The sequence below is a fragment of the Virgibacillus doumboii genome, from assembly GCF_902806455.1.
GTDB lineage: Bacteria > Bacillota > Bacilli > Bacillales > Amphibacillaceae > Lentibacillus > Lentibacillus doumboii.
The window spans coordinates 123,283-140,059 of the sequence record NZ_CADCWQ010000002.1; the positions used below are offsets into that span (position 1 = coordinate 123,283).

12 protein-coding genes, 1 tRNA gene and 1 other annotated feature are annotated in these 16,777 nt (G+C 40.7%); of the genes, 12 read left to right on the top strand and 1 reads right to left on the bottom strand.

Features of this window, described 5'->3' with window-relative positions:
* The first annotated feature begins 381 nt into the window (after positions 1-381).
* The 6 genes from yaaA (at position 382) to G6R02_RS16880 (ending at position 7,792) form a co-directional block, all read left to right on the top strand.
* Complete coding sequence (gene yaaA / locus G6R02_RS16855; RefSeq protein WP_164671102.1) at positions 382-606, top strand: S4 domain-containing protein YaaA; 225 nt, start codon at positions 382-384, stop codon at positions 604-606.
* A 9-nt stretch (positions 607-615) separates the two neighbouring features.
* Complete coding sequence (recF, locus tag G6R02_RS16860; protein WP_164670567.1) at positions 616-1,728, top strand: DNA replication/repair protein RecF; 1,113 nt, start codon at positions 616-618, stop codon at positions 1,726-1,728.
* 15 nt (positions 1,729-1,743) lie between these two features.
* Entirely contained in the window at positions 1,744-2,022 is a 279-nt protein-coding gene (gene remB / locus G6R02_RS16865; RefSeq protein WP_164670568.1) for an extracellular matrix regulator RemB, read from the top strand.
* Between the two features lie 50 nt (positions 2,023-2,072).
* Entirely contained in the window at positions 2,073-3,998 is a 1,926-nt protein-coding gene (gene gyrB, locus G6R02_RS16870; protein WP_164670569.1) for a DNA topoisomerase (ATP-hydrolyzing) subunit B, read from the top strand.
* Positions 3,999-4,100: 102 nt separating this feature from the next.
* Entirely contained in the window at positions 4,101-6,611 is a 2,511-nt protein-coding gene (gene gyrA, locus G6R02_RS16875) for a DNA gyrase subunit A (protein ID WP_164670570.1), read from the top strand.
* A gap of 86 nt (positions 6,612-6,697) precedes the next feature.
* The gene (locus G6R02_RS16880) at positions 6,698-7,792 is read left to right on the top strand and encodes an HD-GYP domain-containing protein (RefSeq protein WP_164670571.1); all 1,095 of its coding nucleotides are present in this window, start codon (positions 6,698-6,700) and stop codon (positions 7,790-7,792) included.
* A gap of 1,122 nt (positions 7,793-8,914) precedes the next feature.
* Here the strand turns inward: G6R02_RS16880 and G6R02_RS16885 are convergent.
* The gene (locus G6R02_RS16885; protein WP_164670572.1) at positions 8,915-9,871 is read right to left on the bottom strand and encodes a YaaC family protein; all 957 of its coding nucleotides are present in this window, start codon (positions 9,869-9,871) and stop codon (positions 8,915-8,917) included.
* Between the two features lie 188 nt (positions 9,872-10,059).
* Here G6R02_RS16885 and guaB point away from each other — a divergent pair, with 188 nt between their 5' ends.
* The 6 genes from guaB to G6R02_RS16915 all read left to right on the top strand — a co-directional run bounded on the left by guaB (position 10,060) and on the right by G6R02_RS16915 (position 16,589).
* Positions 10,060-11,529 carry an IMP dehydrogenase gene (guaB, locus tag G6R02_RS16890; protein WP_164670573.1) on the top strand — a complete coding sequence of 490 codons (1,470 nt, stop codon included), beginning with the start codon at positions 10,060-10,062 and terminating at the stop codon, positions 11,527-11,529.
* 149 nt (positions 11,530-11,678) lie between these two features.
* Positions 11,679-13,013: a serine hydrolase gene (locus G6R02_RS16895; protein WP_246202650.1), complete on the top strand. Its 1,335-nt coding sequence runs from the start codon at positions 11,679-11,681 to the stop codon at positions 13,011-13,013.
* A gap of 48 nt (positions 13,014-13,061) precedes the next feature.
* Positions 13,062-13,946 (top strand): pyridoxal 5'-phosphate synthase lyase subunit PdxS, encoded by an 885-nt coding sequence (gene pdxS / locus G6R02_RS16900; protein WP_164670574.1) that lies wholly within the window; start codon positions 13,062-13,064, stop codon positions 13,944-13,946.
* A 15-nt stretch (positions 13,947-13,961) separates the two neighbouring features.
* Complete coding sequence (pdxT, locus tag G6R02_RS16905) at positions 13,962-14,558, top strand: pyridoxal 5'-phosphate synthase glutaminase subunit PdxT (RefSeq protein WP_164670575.1); 597 nt, start codon at positions 13,962-13,964, stop codon at positions 14,556-14,558.
* A gap of 291 nt (positions 14,559-14,849) precedes the next feature.
* Positions 14,850-15,069, top strand: a binding site (T-box leader).
* Positions 15,070-15,114: 45 nt separating this feature from the next.
* On the top strand, positions 15,115-16,389 hold the full coding sequence (gene serS, locus G6R02_RS16910; protein ID WP_164670576.1) for a serine--tRNA ligase: 1,275 nt from the start codon (positions 15,115-15,117) through the stop codon (positions 16,387-16,389).
* 107 nt (positions 16,390-16,496) lie between these two features.
* Positions 16,497-16,589, top strand: a tRNA-Ser gene (locus tag G6R02_RS16915).
* The last annotated feature ends 188 nt before the right edge of the window (positions 16,590-16,777 follow it).

Below are 16,777 nucleotides of genomic sequence, written 5' to 3' on the forward strand. Positions count from 1 at the left end.
ACCATTAAAACCAGCAGCTGGAATATGAGGGATTCCTGATCAGAAGCTCAAGCTAGGCGAGTCTCGGAATCGAGTATATTCCAGCTGCGGCGTCGGAGGGCATTACTAAAGGTTACTAACCTGATTTAGAATACGTCGGAGTTTATATCAACTACAATGTTTAAAAGCAATAAATTTAAGTAAAGAACCTAGTTTAATGATGATGACTACAGGTTAAAAAAACTCTTATCTGCCGTGGATAAGAGCTTTTTACTTCCTCAAGTATGGTCAAAAAAACAATTATAGGGTCTTTCCTTCCCTAAACACTAAATCTTTAGTAAAATAGAAGGAAGGTACAATAGAACGCTTGAAACAATACTATGGGAAAATTTGGTGATTACATTGCATGAAAAAGTAGAAATAAATACCGGTTTTATTACACTGGGGCAATTTATCAAACTGATTAATATTCTGGAGTCCGGTGGAATGGTTAAAGCTTTTTTGCAGGACCAGGGAGCAGTTGTTAATGGCGAACTGGAACACCGCAGGGGAAGAAAACTCTACCCTGATGATGTGGTGGAAATTGAAGACATCGGTTCATACATCGTTACTAAAGACGAATCGTGAGGAATTTCCATGCATATTGAACAACTGCAACTAAAAAACTACCGGAACTATTCACAGTTGGATATTTCTTTTGATGATAAAATCAACGTCATTATTGGAGAAAATGCCCAAGGTAAAACCAACCTGATGGAAGCTATTTATGTACTTGCCTTTACCAAATCCCATCGTACCCCCAGGGAAAAGGAACTTATCCAATGGGAGCAGGAATATGCTAAAATAGAAGGTAGGACCGTAAAACGAAAACAATCGTTTCCACTTGAAATTATTCTATCGACAAAAGGCAAAAAGGCAAAATTAAACCATATCGAACAAAAAAGGTTGAGCGATTATATCGGAGCATTGAATGTTGTTATGTTTGCACCGGAGGATCTCACCCTGGTTAAAGGACCTCCTCAAACAAGGAGACGGTTTATTGATATGGAACTTGGCCAAATTCAGCCAAGGTATATTTACCATTTAGGACAATTTCAAAAAATATTAAAACAACGCAATAATTTGCTGAAAAAATTACAGCACAGGGAAAAACAGGACTTGACGATGCTGGAAGTTATGACGGAACAGTTAATTGAGCATGCGGCCACCCTTTTGGAACGGAGATATGTTTTTCTGGAACTGTTACGTAAATGGGCCAGTCCGATCCATCATGGAATCAGTCGCGAACTGGAAGAGCTTGAAATCAGGTATGCACCGTCAATAGACGTATCAGAAGCAGCAAATAAGGAGAAAATAGAAACTATCTACAGAAATAAATTCCACAATATACAAGAAAAAGAGATTGAACGTGGAACCACGCTGATTGGACCACATCGGGATGACCTGATTTTCCAGGTAAATAATAAAGATGTTCAGACTTATGGTTCACAAGGGCAGCAGCGTACAACCGCATTATCTGTAAAGCTCGCTGAGATAGAGCTTATCTACAATGAGGTTGGTGAATATCCGATTCTGCTTCTTGATGACGTCCTGAGTGAGCTTGATGATCATAGACAGTCGCATTTATTAAATACGATTCAAGGAAAAGTACAAACCTTTGTATCCACCACCAGTGTCGATGGTATTAACCATGAAACACTTAGAGAAGCTGAACTGTTTCGAGTCATTGATGGCAAAGTAGATACATAAGTGTGGAGGGATATGATGTTTATTCATATTGGAAATGATAATGTTATTCAATCGAAGGATGTTATCACGATTATTGATCGTAATGTAGTAACATCCTCGGGCGTTATGGAAGAAATGATGGAGAATGCCGGAAAACAGGATATAGTATTTGGACCAACTGACGAAGCAAAGTCAGTTGTTATTACGAGTGAGGAAATTTATTTCAGTTCATTATCGGTTTCAACGTTAAAAAAACGAGCAAGTATGATCTCAACAATAAGTAAGCTTGATGACTTCTCGGATGAACTTGAGTGAATACTGGAAGTAAATAAAAGTTTAACCTCTAAAGAAACGTAGGTGAAAAAATGTCAGCAGAAGAAAAAGTTACAAATGAAGAAGCATATGGTGCTGATCAGATACAAGTGCTGGAAGGATTGGAAGCAGTACGAAAAAGACCTGGCATGTATATCGGTTCAACAAGTGAAAGAGGATTGCACCATCTGGTATGGGAAATTGTTGATAACAGTATTGATGAAGCATTGGCAGGCTATTGTGACCATATTCAGGTAATTATTGAAAAAGATAATAGTATTACAGTTAAGGATAATGGCCGCGGAATTCCCGTTGATATTCAGAAAAAGACAGGAAAACCAGCACTTGAAGTTATTATGACCGTTCTTCATGCCGGTGGTAAATTCGGTGGCGGGGGTTATAAAGTTTCCGGTGGTTTGCATGGTGTTGGTGCTTCCGTGGTAAACGCACTTTCAAGTAGTCTTGAGGTATGGGTTCACCTTGATGGGAAAATTCATTATCTTGGATTTGAAAAAGGTGTTCCACAAGGCGATATTGAAGTTATAGGTGAAACAGATATTACTGGAACTGCAGTTCATTTTAAGCCTGATCAGGAAATTTTCACGGAAACACAAACCTATGATTTCGAAAGACTGGAACAGAGAGTTCGTGAACTGGCATTTCTAAATAAAGGCCTTAAAATCTCAATTGAAGACAAGCGAACGGATGAAGAACCAGTTGATTACTGTTACGAAGGCGGTATCAGTTCCTATGTTGAATATATCAACCGGACACGTGAAGTACTGCATGAACCATTCGATGCGGAGAGTGAAGACCAGGATATTTCTGTGGAAGTTGCTATTCAGTATAATGATGGATTTGCCAGCAATATTTTTTCATATGCAAACAATATCCACACTATTGAAGGTGGTACGCACGAATCTGGATTCAAAACCGGTTTAACACGTGTAATCAATGATTATGCACGTAAAAATAATATGTTTAAAGAGAACGATCCGAATCTTACTGGTGATGATGTTCGTGAGGGATTAACCGCTGTAGTATCGATTAAGCACCCTGATCCGCAATTTGAAGGACAAACGAAAACAAAGCTGGGTAACAGTGAAGTACGAACAGTAACTGATGCAGCATTCAGTGAGTCATTTTCCAAATTCCTTTTTGAAAATCCGGATGTTGCCAAAATAGTGGTGGAAAAAGGATTAATGGCATCAAGAGCCCGCATGGCAGCGAAAAAAGCACGTGAATTAACTCGAAGAAAGAGTGCTCTTGAAATTTCCAATCTACCCGGAAAACTGGCTGATTGCTCATCAAGAGATGCAGAAATCAGCGAATTGTACATTGTTGAGGGTGACTCTGCAGGTGGATCCGCCAAGCAGGGACGTGACCGCCATTTTCAGGCAATCCTGCCGTTGCGCGGTAAAATATTAAACGTTGAAAAAGCACGCTTGGACAAAATCTTATCCAATAATGAAGTACGTGCAATGATTACTGCACTTGGCACAGGGATAGGTGAGGATTTTGATATTACGAAAGCACGGTATCACAAAGTCGTAATTATGACGGATGCTGATGTAGATGGTGCCCATATTCGGACATTGCTGCTAACATTTTTCTATCGTTATATGCGCCCATTACTTGAACATGGCTATGTATATATTGCGCAGCCGCCACTTTATAAAGTTCAGCAGGGTAAGGCAGCCCATTATGCATACGATGATAAGGAGCTTGACCGTATTTTAGAGGAACTTCCAAAGACACCAAAGCCAGGCCTGCAGCGCTATAAAGGTCTTGGCGAGATGAATGCAACACAGCTTTGGGAGACTACAATGGACCCGGAAACACGTACATTGCTTCAGGTTGAATTATCGGATGCAATCGACGCTGATCAGGTATTTGATATGTTAATGGGTGATAAAGTAGAACCACGAAGAAACTTTATCGAGGATAATGCCCAGTATGTTCAAAATCTGGATGTTTAAGAAACAACTATGGTTCTTTTCATAGATAAAAGATATTAAGTCTTTTAATTTAGTGCCCTTAAGGTCGCTTGCGCCTTTGAGATATGATTTGGAGGTAATTTAATGGCGGATCAACAACGTCCAAACGTTAAGGAAGTAAATATAAGTAAAGAAATGCGCACATCATTTCTTGATTATGCGATGAGTGTAATCGTATCACGTGCACTACCGGATGTGCGTGATGGGATGAAGCCGGTTCATCGTAGAATATTGTATGCAATGAATGATCTTGGTATGCATGCAGATAAAGCCTATAAAAAATCGGCTCGTATCGTTGGTGAAGTAATCGGTAAGTATCACCCGCATGGTGATTCTGCTGTTTACGAAGCAATGGTGCGTATGGCACAGGATTTCAGTTATCGGAATATGCTGGTTGATGGGCACGGAAATTTTGGTTCCGTCGATGGTGATTCCGCGGCGGCAATGCGGTATACAGAAGCACGGATGTCAAAAATCTCGATGGAACTTTTGCGTGACATCAACAAAGATACAATCGATTATCAGGATAACTATGACGGAACAGAGCAGGAACCTGTTGTATTTCCATCACGTTTTCCAAATTTACTTGTTAACGGAACATCAGGTATTGCAGTAGGAATGGCAACTAATATTCCGCCACACAATCTGGGAGAAACAATTGATGCGGTTCTGGCTATTAGTAAAGAGCCGGAAATTACCATCGATGAATTGATGGAGAACTATATTCATGGACCTGACTTTCCTACTGCCGGCGAAATTCTTGGCCGCAGTGGAATTCGCAAGGCATACGAGACTGGAAAAGGTTCGATTACTATTCGTGCCAAAGTACATATCGAGGAACATGCGAATGGTAAATCGACTATTATTGCTACCGAATTGCCATATCAGGTAAATAAGGCAAAATTAATCGAAAAGATAGCTGAACTTGTCCGTGATAAACGGATTGATGGTATTACTGATTTACGTGATGAATCAGACCGGAACGGGTTGCGAGTTGTTATTGAGTTACGCCGTGATGTGAACGCAAATGTTGTACTGAATAATCTATACAAACAGACTGCATTACAGACCAGTTTCGGTATCAATATGCTTGCATTGGTTGATGGACAACCTAGAGTGTTAACGGTAAAGCAATGTCTGGAACATTATTTGGAACACCAAAAAGTAATTATTAAACGACGGACAGCGTTTGAACTTCGGAAAGCTGAAGCACGTGCACATATTCTGGAAGGTCTCCGGATTGCACTTGATCATCTGGATGAAGTCATCTCTCTTATCCGTAATTCCAAAACTGCTGATATAGCACGTGACGGTTTAATGGAGCGTTACGGTCTATCAGAGAAACAGGCACAGGCTATATTAGATATGCGTCTGCAGCGTTTAACCGGTCTTGAGCGTGAAAAAATTGAAAGTGAATATAATGATCTTATTAAATTGATTGACGAATTAAAGGCAATTTTAGCTGATGAAGAAAAAGTGCTGGAAATTATTCGTGAAGAGCTTACAGAAGTAAAGGAAAAATATAATGACCCACGCCGTACCGAAATCGTCATTGGTGGAGCAGACTTTATTGAGGACGAAGATTTAATTCCGGAAGAAAATGTTGTTATCACACTTACACATCAAGGATATATTAAACGTCTTCCCGCATCGACATATCGTACGCAAAAACGAGGGGGAAGGGGTATTCAGGGAATGGGTACAAACGAAGATGATTTTGTCGAGCATCTGGTATCTACTTCAACCCATGATACTGTCCTTTTCTTTACCAATAAAGGTAAAGTCTATCGTTCCAAAGGGTATGAGGTTCCGGAATTCAGCCGTACGGCAAAAGGTATTCCGATCATTAATTTACTGCAAATTGAAAAGGATGAATGGATTAACGCTGTTATCTCAGTAAATGAATTCAGTGAAGACTGGTACCTGTTCTTTACAACGCGTCACGGAATATCCAAGCGGACTCAGCTTTCGCATTTCGCCAATATTCGTAAAGGCGGACTTATTGCAGTTGGACTGCGGGATGAAGATGAGTTAATCTCCGTGCGTTTAACAGACGGTACAAAAGATATTATGATCGGTACAAGAAATGGTTACCTCATTCGTTTCCCGGAGGATCAGGTACGCTCGATGGGACGAACAGCTGCAGGGGTCCGGGGTATCTCATTACGCGGCGATGATGAAGTAATATCCATGGAAATCCTTGATGAAGGACTGCAGATATTGCATGTAACAAATAAGGGTATCGGTAAACGTACACCTGAAGATCAATATCGAGTCACCAAGCGTGGTGGTAAAGGTATTTTCACTGCCAAACTTGATGATGATAATCATGTCGCAGCCGTCAAAGCTGTAACCGGTGAAGAAGATATTATGCTGATAACAGTTGCCGGCGTATTAATTCGAATTCCTGTTGAGGGTATCTCGCAAACAGGACGAAATACACGGGGAGTTCGCCTGATACGCGTTCAGGAAGACGAAGAAGTTGCTACCGTTGCAAAAATAGAAAAAGAAGCGGAAGAAGAAACGGTAGCAGAAGAGGATATAGAATCAGTGGAGGAAAGTTCAGAGGAAGCAGAAAATCAGGAAGACGAATAACATGCCGGTGAAATTTTTTGCAGGTGACTGCAGAGGAAATACAATACGCTTTCTCTGCAGTCACCTTTTTATAAGGGGGGAATTGCATGCGTGTCGAACCAACACAACTGGTACCTGGCTGTGTGCTGCTTAATGACGTAAGAGGCAAAACAAATCGCCCTATTATTCCGAAGAAAACGGTTTTAACTGAGGAACACATCTCAGTGCTTGAAAAGTTTCTTGTTGAGACTGTTGATGTATCAGCAAAGCTTGAAAACGGTGATACGTTTAAACCTGAATTTGTACATAAAGAAGAAGTGAAAGAACAGACACAGACCAGTGTTCAACAGGAACCGGAATCATTTGAAAAACAGTATAAAAACGCTGTAACAAGTTATAAAACTCTATTTACAAAATGGCAAAACAACATGGCAATTGATATGCCGGAAGTACGTGATATTCTAATTCCATTGTTTGAACGAATGGATGATAGTAGTAAAGTGATTTACACCTTGCATCATTACGCTGCCAAGAAGGACTATATTTTTCACCATAGTGTGTCTGTTGGAATTTTGTCCGCATTCCTGGCAAAGAAACTGGGTTATGAAAAGGGAGAATGGCTGCAAATCGGGCTTGCCGGGTCGTTGAGTGACTGTGGAATGGCCAAAATTGATGAAGCAATTGTGATGAAAAATGGTTCGTTGTCTTACTCGGAACGGGAAGAAATGAGAAAACACCCGACCTATTCATACCGGTTGGTTGAGAAAGTTCCAACCATTACGAAGGCTGTTAAACTGGCTGTTCTGCAGCATCACGAACGCTTCGATGGATCAGGGTATCCACTTGGACTGCCAAAAGACAAGATTCACAGTTATGCACGTATTATTGCAGTTTGTGACATGTATCATGCAATGACGTCTGAACGAATCTACCGTGAGGGACAAACCCCTTTCAAAGTAATCGAGGAAATCCAAAAATATAAATTTACGAAACTGGATCACCAGGTTGTGGATGCATTTATTGACAGCCTTACTAATTTTTCAATTGGTACAAAGGTAAGACTGTCAACGAATAAGATTGGTGAAATCGTATTTTTAGATTCTAAAAATCCAACCCGTCCAATCGTAAAGCTTACGGAAACAGATGAAATTGTTACTTTAACTAATAATCCATCGTTGTTTATCGAAGAAATAATTAATTAAATGAAATTAACGTATTTAATAGCTAACGTTTTTATGGAGGTTCTTTTAGTTTTCCAATTTTCATAAATTGCGAAACTCTGCTAAAAATCTGAGTGTACAAAATTAGTTGTCCGTCATCTCATGGAATGCATACCCGATGGCGTCAATTGTCGCGTCAATATCTACTTCGGTAGGTTCGGTGGTATATTTTATATCCTTCTCATTTATATAATCGTATGTGAATCTAAAAAAGTGGCATAGATTTTTAAAAAATTCATGCCACCTTTCCCTCCTGTATTTCGATTGTAATAGTAGAAGATAGTTCCATGAATTAGGGATTGGCTGGATACTGCACGATTCACTCCAGTTATTGCGCAATTTCCATAGACTGCGAACTACTTTGATAAAAGTTGAGTGGAAAAACACCGCTCCGGAAATACACTTCGCTTTCACGTCTCCGGGTACCAAGGCGACATCTGCTCAAAAAGTACGTTTTCGCAGTGTCTTCATAGCCGGGGGCGGCTGCTGAGCTTTTTCGTACGCTTCTTGTCGCAAGTTTTTCTTGAGATGCCGTACTCCTGCGGGTAGGACGGGTTATGAAAGACAATTGGAGGCGAAAACGTTGATAAAAAGTGGTTCATCAGGGTTATGAAAGACAATTGGAAGCAAAAACATCGATGAAAAGTGGTTCATCAAGGTTATGAAGGACAATTGGAAGCAAAAACATCGATGAAAAGTGGTTCATCAAGGTTATGAAGGACAATTGGAGGCGAAAACATCGATGAAAAGTGGTTCATCAGGGTATGAAGGACAATTGGAGGCGAAAACGTCGATGAAAAGTGGTTCATCAAGGTTATGAAGGACAATTGGAGGCAAAAACGTTGATGAAAAGTGGTTCATCAGGGTTATGAAAGACAATTAGAAGCAAAAACATCGATGAAAAGTGGTTCATCAGGGTATGAAAGACAATTAGAAGCAAAAACATCGATGAAAAGTAGTTCATCAAGGGTATGAAGCACAAAAGAAAGCCTAACAACTAAAACTTATGAAATTGAGTATATTCTATCTGCTAGGTCAGAGAGCCCCCACTTAATAATACTGTTTCGCAGTTTATGTTAACTGTTTACATGATTAATTCACATATCAAATCTCACTTTTATGTAAAAGCTCTTTTCCAAGCAGCAGGGGTATTTTTTCCCCTGTTGTTTTTAAAAAGTGTTTGATGAATGGATAGTCGGCGTCCGGTTTTTCAGCTAACAGCTCTCCCCACCACTCCGATTCATAGCGACACAGCATGCTTAAATTGTATAAAAGCAAATAATGGATCATTACTTCTGAAACAGGTGAGAAATATTCCCGATACAAAGGAAAATAAATTTTCTCGTTTGCTTTATCTGTGAAAAAAGGTGCAGTTACTTTTTTAAACGGGTTGGATAAATAAACAGAAATGGATGCTTTTGTCGTTTCGGTTTGTTCAATTGGCGGCAGATAGGATCTGATTCGCTGAATAAAGGATTTTTTGGTTAAATGATAGTTATCCAATATTCTTGCCGGAAAATGTAATTCCTTCGTTCCGACATTACCGATAATGGTCATTTTCTGCTGATCTTGCAACTTGAACAAGGCTGACATTTCCGGAACCAGTGCGAACAGGTAATTCATTTTCATTTTTTCGTTTGGTGTTTTTTTAATTGAAAATAAGTGCTCTGAAAAATAAGGAAATAATCCATTATGCTGTATTTTCACTTCATCCTGCATAAACGAATAATCCTTTTTCTTGCGCTTTCGGCTTGATACCCCATGTGCGAGTATCGCTGTTGATTCTGGATAATTCGGTCGCAGTGTTAACAGGTTTGCTTTTAAGAGATGTATCATCCCATAGAAAAATAATATCGGCTGAAGTAATGTATCCAGTCTTCTGCCATTATCGTAAAATTGTTTTCCGTGATTCAAATAGTACATGAATTTCGTGCAGTTTTCGTAGCTTTTCACTGCTGCATCAACATTATCAAGCTTTTGGTAGCAGTCATACAGGTATTTTTGGGCTGTTTCTTGTGATTGCAAGTATGTATAGAAAGCTGATATGTACTCTTTATACAAAAAAATCCCCTCCTAACTATTAAAATATTTTGAATCTATTTTCTTTTTTCACACCCTGATTCTCCTGTTGAAAAAGCTTACTTGTTGGCGTATTGTAAATAACAATAGAATTGCAAATATAGTTTGACCAAGATATAAAAATATACTCATTAAGGCATATCAACCAATGAATAGGAGGAGGAAAAATTATGCGTGAAGATAAGTTCGCCAAAGAAGGGTTAACCTTTGATGATGTTTTGTTAATGCCTGCAGAGTCGGAAGTATTGCCAAAAGATGTTGATGTCAGTACGGTGTTATCTGATAAAGTTAAGCTTAATACTCCATTCATGAGTGCTGGAATGGATACGGTAACTGAAGCGGAAATGGCAATAGCCATGGCACGTCAAGGTGGTCTGGGAATCATTCATAAAAATATGTCGATTGAAGATCAGGCAGAACAGGTTGATCGGGTAAAGCGTTCGGAAAGTGGAGTTATTACAAATCCTTTCTTCCTGACTCCCGAACATCAAGTGTATGATGCAGAGCATCTTATGGGTAAGTTCCGTATTTCAGGAGTTCCTGTAGTCAATAATATCGATGAGCAGAAACTGGTTGGCATTTTAACGAACCGGGATCTTCGTTTTATCGAGGATTACTCCATTGCAATTAAAGAAGTCATGACAAGTGAAAACCTGGTCACAGCACCAGTTGGAACAACACTTCAGGAAGCGGAAAGTCTTTTGCAGACCTATAAGATTGAAAAACTGCCTCTTGTTGATGATAACGGTATGCTGAAAGGATTAATCACGATAAAAGATATTGAGAAAGTAATCGAATTTCCGAATGCGGCAAAAGATGAACAGGGACGTTTACTTGCGGGTGCAGCAGTTGGTGTCACCGCTGATGCTCTGAAACGTATTGAGAAGCTGGTGGAAGCTGGTGTTGATGTGATTGTAATCGATACAGCCCATGGCCACTCAAAGGGTGTACTGGAGCAAGTACGCCTTGTACGCGAAACCTATCCTGATTTGGATATTATTGCTGGTAATGTTGCAACAGCCGAAGCAACAGTAGCTTTGATTGAAGCAGGTGCAACGATTGTCAAAGTTGGAATCGGTCCTGGTTCCATTTGTACAACAAGAGTTGTTGCAGGTGTCGGTGTACCGCAAATCACAGCTGTAAACGATTGTGCTGTTGCTGCAGAAAAATATGGTGTTTCCGTTATCGCTGATGGCGGGATCAAATATTCCGGTGATATTGTTAAGGCATTGGCAGCCGGTGCAAGTGTGGTTATGCTTGGAAGTTTATTTGCCGGTGTATCGGAAAGCCCCGGTGAAACAGAAATTTTCCAGGGAAGACAATACAAAGTCTACCGTGGAATGGGTTCTGTCGGAGCGATGAAGGCAGGCTCAAAAGATCGTTATTTCCAGGATGCTGAAGATGCGAAAAAGCTTGTTCCAGAAGGTATTGAAGGTCGAACAGCATATAAAGGTCCACTTGCGGATACGGTCCATCAATTACTGGGAGGCCTGCGTGCAGGTATGGGATATTGCGGAACAGGATCAATCGATTCGCTACGCAATGATGCCCGTTTTATTCGGATAACCAATGCTGGATTACGTGAAAGTCATCCGCACGATGTACAAATTACAAAAGAAGCACCAAACTACTCGGTGTAATCTGATTTAATAGTAATTTTTTCCTATTAAAATTGATAGATAGGGACTTTTCCCTGTCTATTTTTTCATCCTTTTTTGTGGTAAAATATCTAAGGTATGAAGTGAAAATCTATAAAAAAACTTATTATAATAAGGTGGAGGTAGAGAACGTGAAACACAACTTCAAGAAGGGATTGTCATTTTTACTGGTTGCTCTGGTAATGATGACTGCAATATTCAGCCAGCCAATTTCTGCTAAAGCAGCAGAAGCATTAGATGTTCAAGCAGAGTCAGCTATCTTAGTTGATGCAGAGACAGGAAAGATTTTATTTGCTAAAAACCCTAACATGGCGTTACCTCCAGCCAGTATGACCAAAATGATGACGGAGTACCTTGTACAGGAAGCCATCAAGGAAGGAAAAATCAACTGGGATACGACAACGCAGATTAGTGACTACGCATACAGTATATCCGCAGACCCAACCTTCTCCGGAATCGGATTAACACAGGATAAAGCATATACAGTTAGAGAATTATATGAAGCAATGGCTGTATTTTCAGATAACGGTACAACGATTGCACTTGCAGAACTGGTTGCAGGTTCTGAAGGTGAATTCGTTAAAATGATGAATGCAAAGGCAGAAGAAATGGGTTTACCTGATTATAATTTTGTCAACTCAACCGGTCTTGCCAATTCATCATTGGGAGAAAATGTCCCTGAAGGAACAGACCCAAATGCGAATAACCGGTTATCGGCAAAGTCTGCAGCACTGCTGGCGTATAATCTGGTAAATGATTTTCCACAGGCATTGGATGTAACCAGCATGACAGAAGTAGAATTCGAAGGCTACACAGTAGAGAACCTGAATTGGATGCTGCCACATGAAGCCACATTCCTGAAGCAGTTTCAATACAAAGGAATTGATGGATTGAAAACAGGTTACACCGATCTTGCCGGATACTGTTTTACAGGGACAGCTAAACAGAACGGAAACCGCCTGATATCTGTAGTTATGAAAACAGACAGTAAAGAGGCCCGCTTCCAGGAAACAGCAAAACTGATGGATTACGGATTCTCGCAATTTGAAAAGAAAGAGCTTTTCCCGAAAGGCTATCAGCTGGAAGATAAATCAACATTGCCTGTCGCTAAGGGGAAAGAAGACAATGTGGAGATTGCAACAAAAGATGATTTTACCATTCCGGTTAAACAAGGACAGGAAAAGAACTACAGTATTAAATACAATATTGATAAAGATAAGCTGAATAAGGAAGGCGAGTTAACTGCCCCAATTAAAAAAGGTGAAAAGATTGGAACGGCAGAACTTGTATTTGAAGGTAACGATTATGGCTATATCTCAGCTGGAATTGGCGATTCAACAGTAGATATAGTTGCTCAGAAATCTGTTGAAAAAGATAATTGGTTTATGCTTACGCTCGGTGCTATTGGCGATTTTTTTGCCAATTTATTCAGTACAGTCGTTGATACTGTTAAAGGCTGGTTCTAAAGTGTAAAATAGTTCTGTTAAGAAGTTTCGTATACAGGAGGGAAAACAATGACAAATACAGGTACAGATCGCGTAAAACGCGGCATGGCAGAAATGCAAAAAGGTGGCGTCATCATGGACGTCGTTAATGCTGAACAAGCAAAAATTGCCGAAGAAGCAGGGGCAGTTGCTGTAATGGCATTGGAACGTGTACCATCTGATATCCGCGCTGCAGGCGGGGTTGCCCGGATGGCAAGCCCTGAGGTAACAGAAGAGGTACTGAATGCAGTATCCATTCCGGTAATGGCAAAGGCGCGCATCGGACATATTGTTGAAGCACGCGTACTGGAAGCAATGGGTGTTGACTATATTGATGAAAGTGAAGTTCTGACACCAGCTGATGAAGAATATCATTTAAAAAAATCAGACTACACGGTTCCATTTGTTTGCGGCTGCCGTAACCTTGGTGAGGCTGCGCGTCGTATTGGTGAAGGTGCATCCATGCTACGTACAAAAGGTGAACCAGGTACGGGAAATATTGTTGAAGCTGTTCGCCATATGCGTCAGGTACAGTCGGAAATCAGAAAGCTTACATCCATGTCTGAAGATGAAGTCATGACATTCGCAAAAGAAATCGGTGCACCATATAATCTTTTATTAGAGATTAGAGAAGAAGGACGTTTGCCGGTTGTTAACTTTGCAGCAGGCGGGGTAGCAACACCAGCTGATGCTGCTTTAATGATGCAGCTGGGTGCAGATGGTGTATTTGTTGGATCCGGAATTTTCAAATCAAACAATCCGGAGAAATTTGCAAAGGCAATTGTTGAAGCAACAACACATTACACCGATTATAAATTGATTGGTGAGCTTTCCAAAGGCTTGGGTACCGCAATGAAAGGTATTGAAATGAGTACGTTGGAAGCACATGACCGCATGCAGGATCGCAGTGAGTAGAAAGAAGGAATCCATATGAATACGATTGGTGTACTTGCGTTACAAGGTGCTGTTCGTGAACACATTCGCTCGATTAAGGCAACAGGTGCAAATGCCGTTGAGATAAAACGTAAGGAGCAGCTTGATGAAATTGATGGCTTGATTCTTCCCGGCGGTGAAAGCACTACAATGCGCAGGTTGATTGACAGCTATGGTTTCTTCGATGCTCTTCAGGAATTCGGAAAAAAAGGTAAACCGATATTTGGTACATGTGCCGGACTGATTTTGATGGCGAATGACATAGATGGTCAGGAACATTCCCATTTGGGACTTATCAATATGAAGGTTGCACGGAATGCGTTCGGCAGACAGGTTGCAAGCTTTGAAGCAGATTTGGACGTAAGTTATATCGGTAATCATTTTAATGCAGTATTCATCCGCGCCCCATATATTATGGAAGCAGGACCTGAAGTGGAAATTCTTGCAACATGCCAGGACCGGATTGTAGCTGCTAAACAGGGGCATTATTTATGTACTGCTTTTCATCCGGAATTGACCGATGATAACCGTTTTATTGAATATTTCGCTGAAATGGTGGAAGAATCAAACATAAAAGTGAAGGCGTCCGTTTAGCGACGTATAAACTGCGCCTGGCCATGCCAGGTGGTCCGATGTTGCCGCGCAAAGTGGCGATCTTAATCGGACATTCCTACCCTATGAGATAAAGGAAACATGCCCCTGCATCAGGGGTATGCCGACGTTGGCCGACAAGGCCGGTTTTAGTTGGCCATCCCTAACTACGAACCGATGTTGACTTATCGTAAGGAGGGCTCGGGAAGTTTACTAGTCGCTGGATGCCTGAACTAGATAAATAAAAACACTTGCATCTTAATTAAAAATTGTATATGATATACCATAATATATGAAACAGTAATGAGAGGAAATAGTAGCAGGTAGCTTATCTCCAGAGAGTCGGTGGCAGGTGTGAACCGATGTTGGCAGCTTGTGAATCCATCCTCAAACTGGTTTACTGAACCGAAAAGTAGGTAAACCCGGTTAAAAACCGTTATTTTATTTGAGCCGGAAGAGGTGTATATCTCTTCAATAAGGGTGGCAACGCGGGAATAATACTCTCGTCCCTATTTATTAGGGACGGGAGTTTTTTGTATTTAAAAAGGAGGAACTAACCATGTTGGACATGAAGTTTTTACGGAATAATTTTGATGATGTAAAAAAGAAACTGGCGAACCGCGGTGAAGATTTATCGGAACTCGAGCGGTTTGGCGAGCTAGATGAGCGACGCCGGAACTTAATTTCGGAAACAGAAAAACTGAAAGCAAAGCGGAATGAAGCGTCCAAACAGATTTCTGCATTAAAAAAAGAAGGTAAAGATGCTGATCCTGCGATTAAGGAAATGCGTGAGGTAGGAGAGCAAATTAAGGCATTCGATACGGAATTGAAAGAAATAGAGGAAAATTTAAATCATATGATGCTTTCCATCCCAAATATTCCGCATGAAAGTGTACCGATTGGTGAGGATGAAGATGATAATGTGCTGGCACGTAAATGGGGAGAAATTCCAACCTTTAATTTTGAGGAAAAGCCACACTGGGACGTAGCAACCGGTCTGGATATTATTGATTTTGAACGGGCTGCAAAGGTCACCGGAAGCCGCTTTGTTTTTTATAAAGGACTCGGAACACGCCTGGAGCGTGCCTTAATGAGCTTTATGATGGACTTGCATGCGGATGAACATGGTTACACCGAGCTGATGCCGCCACAAATCGTTAATCGGGCGAGCCTGACCGGAACCGGCCAGCTGCCAAAATTTGCTGAAGACGTGTTCAAATTGGATGAATGGGATTATTTCCTGATACCGACAGCTGAGGTGCCGGTTACGAATTTCCATCGGGATGAAATTCTCACAAGTGATAATCTTCCTAAGAAATATGCAGCGTACAGTGCTAATTTCCGTTCTGAAGCCGGGTCTGCCGGACGTGACACACGCGGGCTTATTCGCCAGCACCAGTTCAACAAAGTCGAGCTTGTACATTTCACTAAACCGGAAGATTCTTATGAAACATTGGAAGTACTGACAGGACATGCTGAAAAAGTATTGCAATTGTTAAATCTGCCATACAGGGTTATGAGCATGTGTACTGGAGACTTGGGCTTTACGGCTGCTAAAAAATACGATATCGAAGTGTGGATTCCAAGTCAGAATACTTACCGGGAAATTTCTTCTTGCTCTAACTTTGAAGATTTTCAGGCAAGACGTGCAGGCATTCGCTTCCGTCGAGAAGAAAAAGGTAAACCGGAATTTGTTCATACATTAAATGGATCCGGATTAGCAGTCGGCCGTACAGTCGCTGCTATTTTGGAAAATTATCAGCAGGAAGACGGTTCTGTTGTCGTTCCGGAAGTTCTAAGACCATATATGGGCGGAAAAGATGTAATAAAATAATACGGTTAACGGGTCACGGATTGTGGCCCGGTACCCTATTTTAAAAAAGTTACATTTTCCGTTTGACAACATAATTCATGCATGATATATTAATTCTTGTCGCACACGGAGGTATACCCAAGTCTGGCTGAAGGGATCGGTCTTGAAAACCGACAGGCGGGTCAAACCGCGCGGGGGTTCGAATCCCTCTACCTCCTCCATTTAATTTTAAAAGCGCATAAAATTGGAGATTATACACGAAACCGTTACAATTTGTAGCGGTTTTTTTATTTGTGCTTTTTTTACGTATAAAATGGTCTTTATTTTACATAAAACTGTAATATTTTATAAAAAGCATCGTCTAATAGACAGAAAGATGTAAGATAAGCCTGACAGAAGGAGGCCGGGG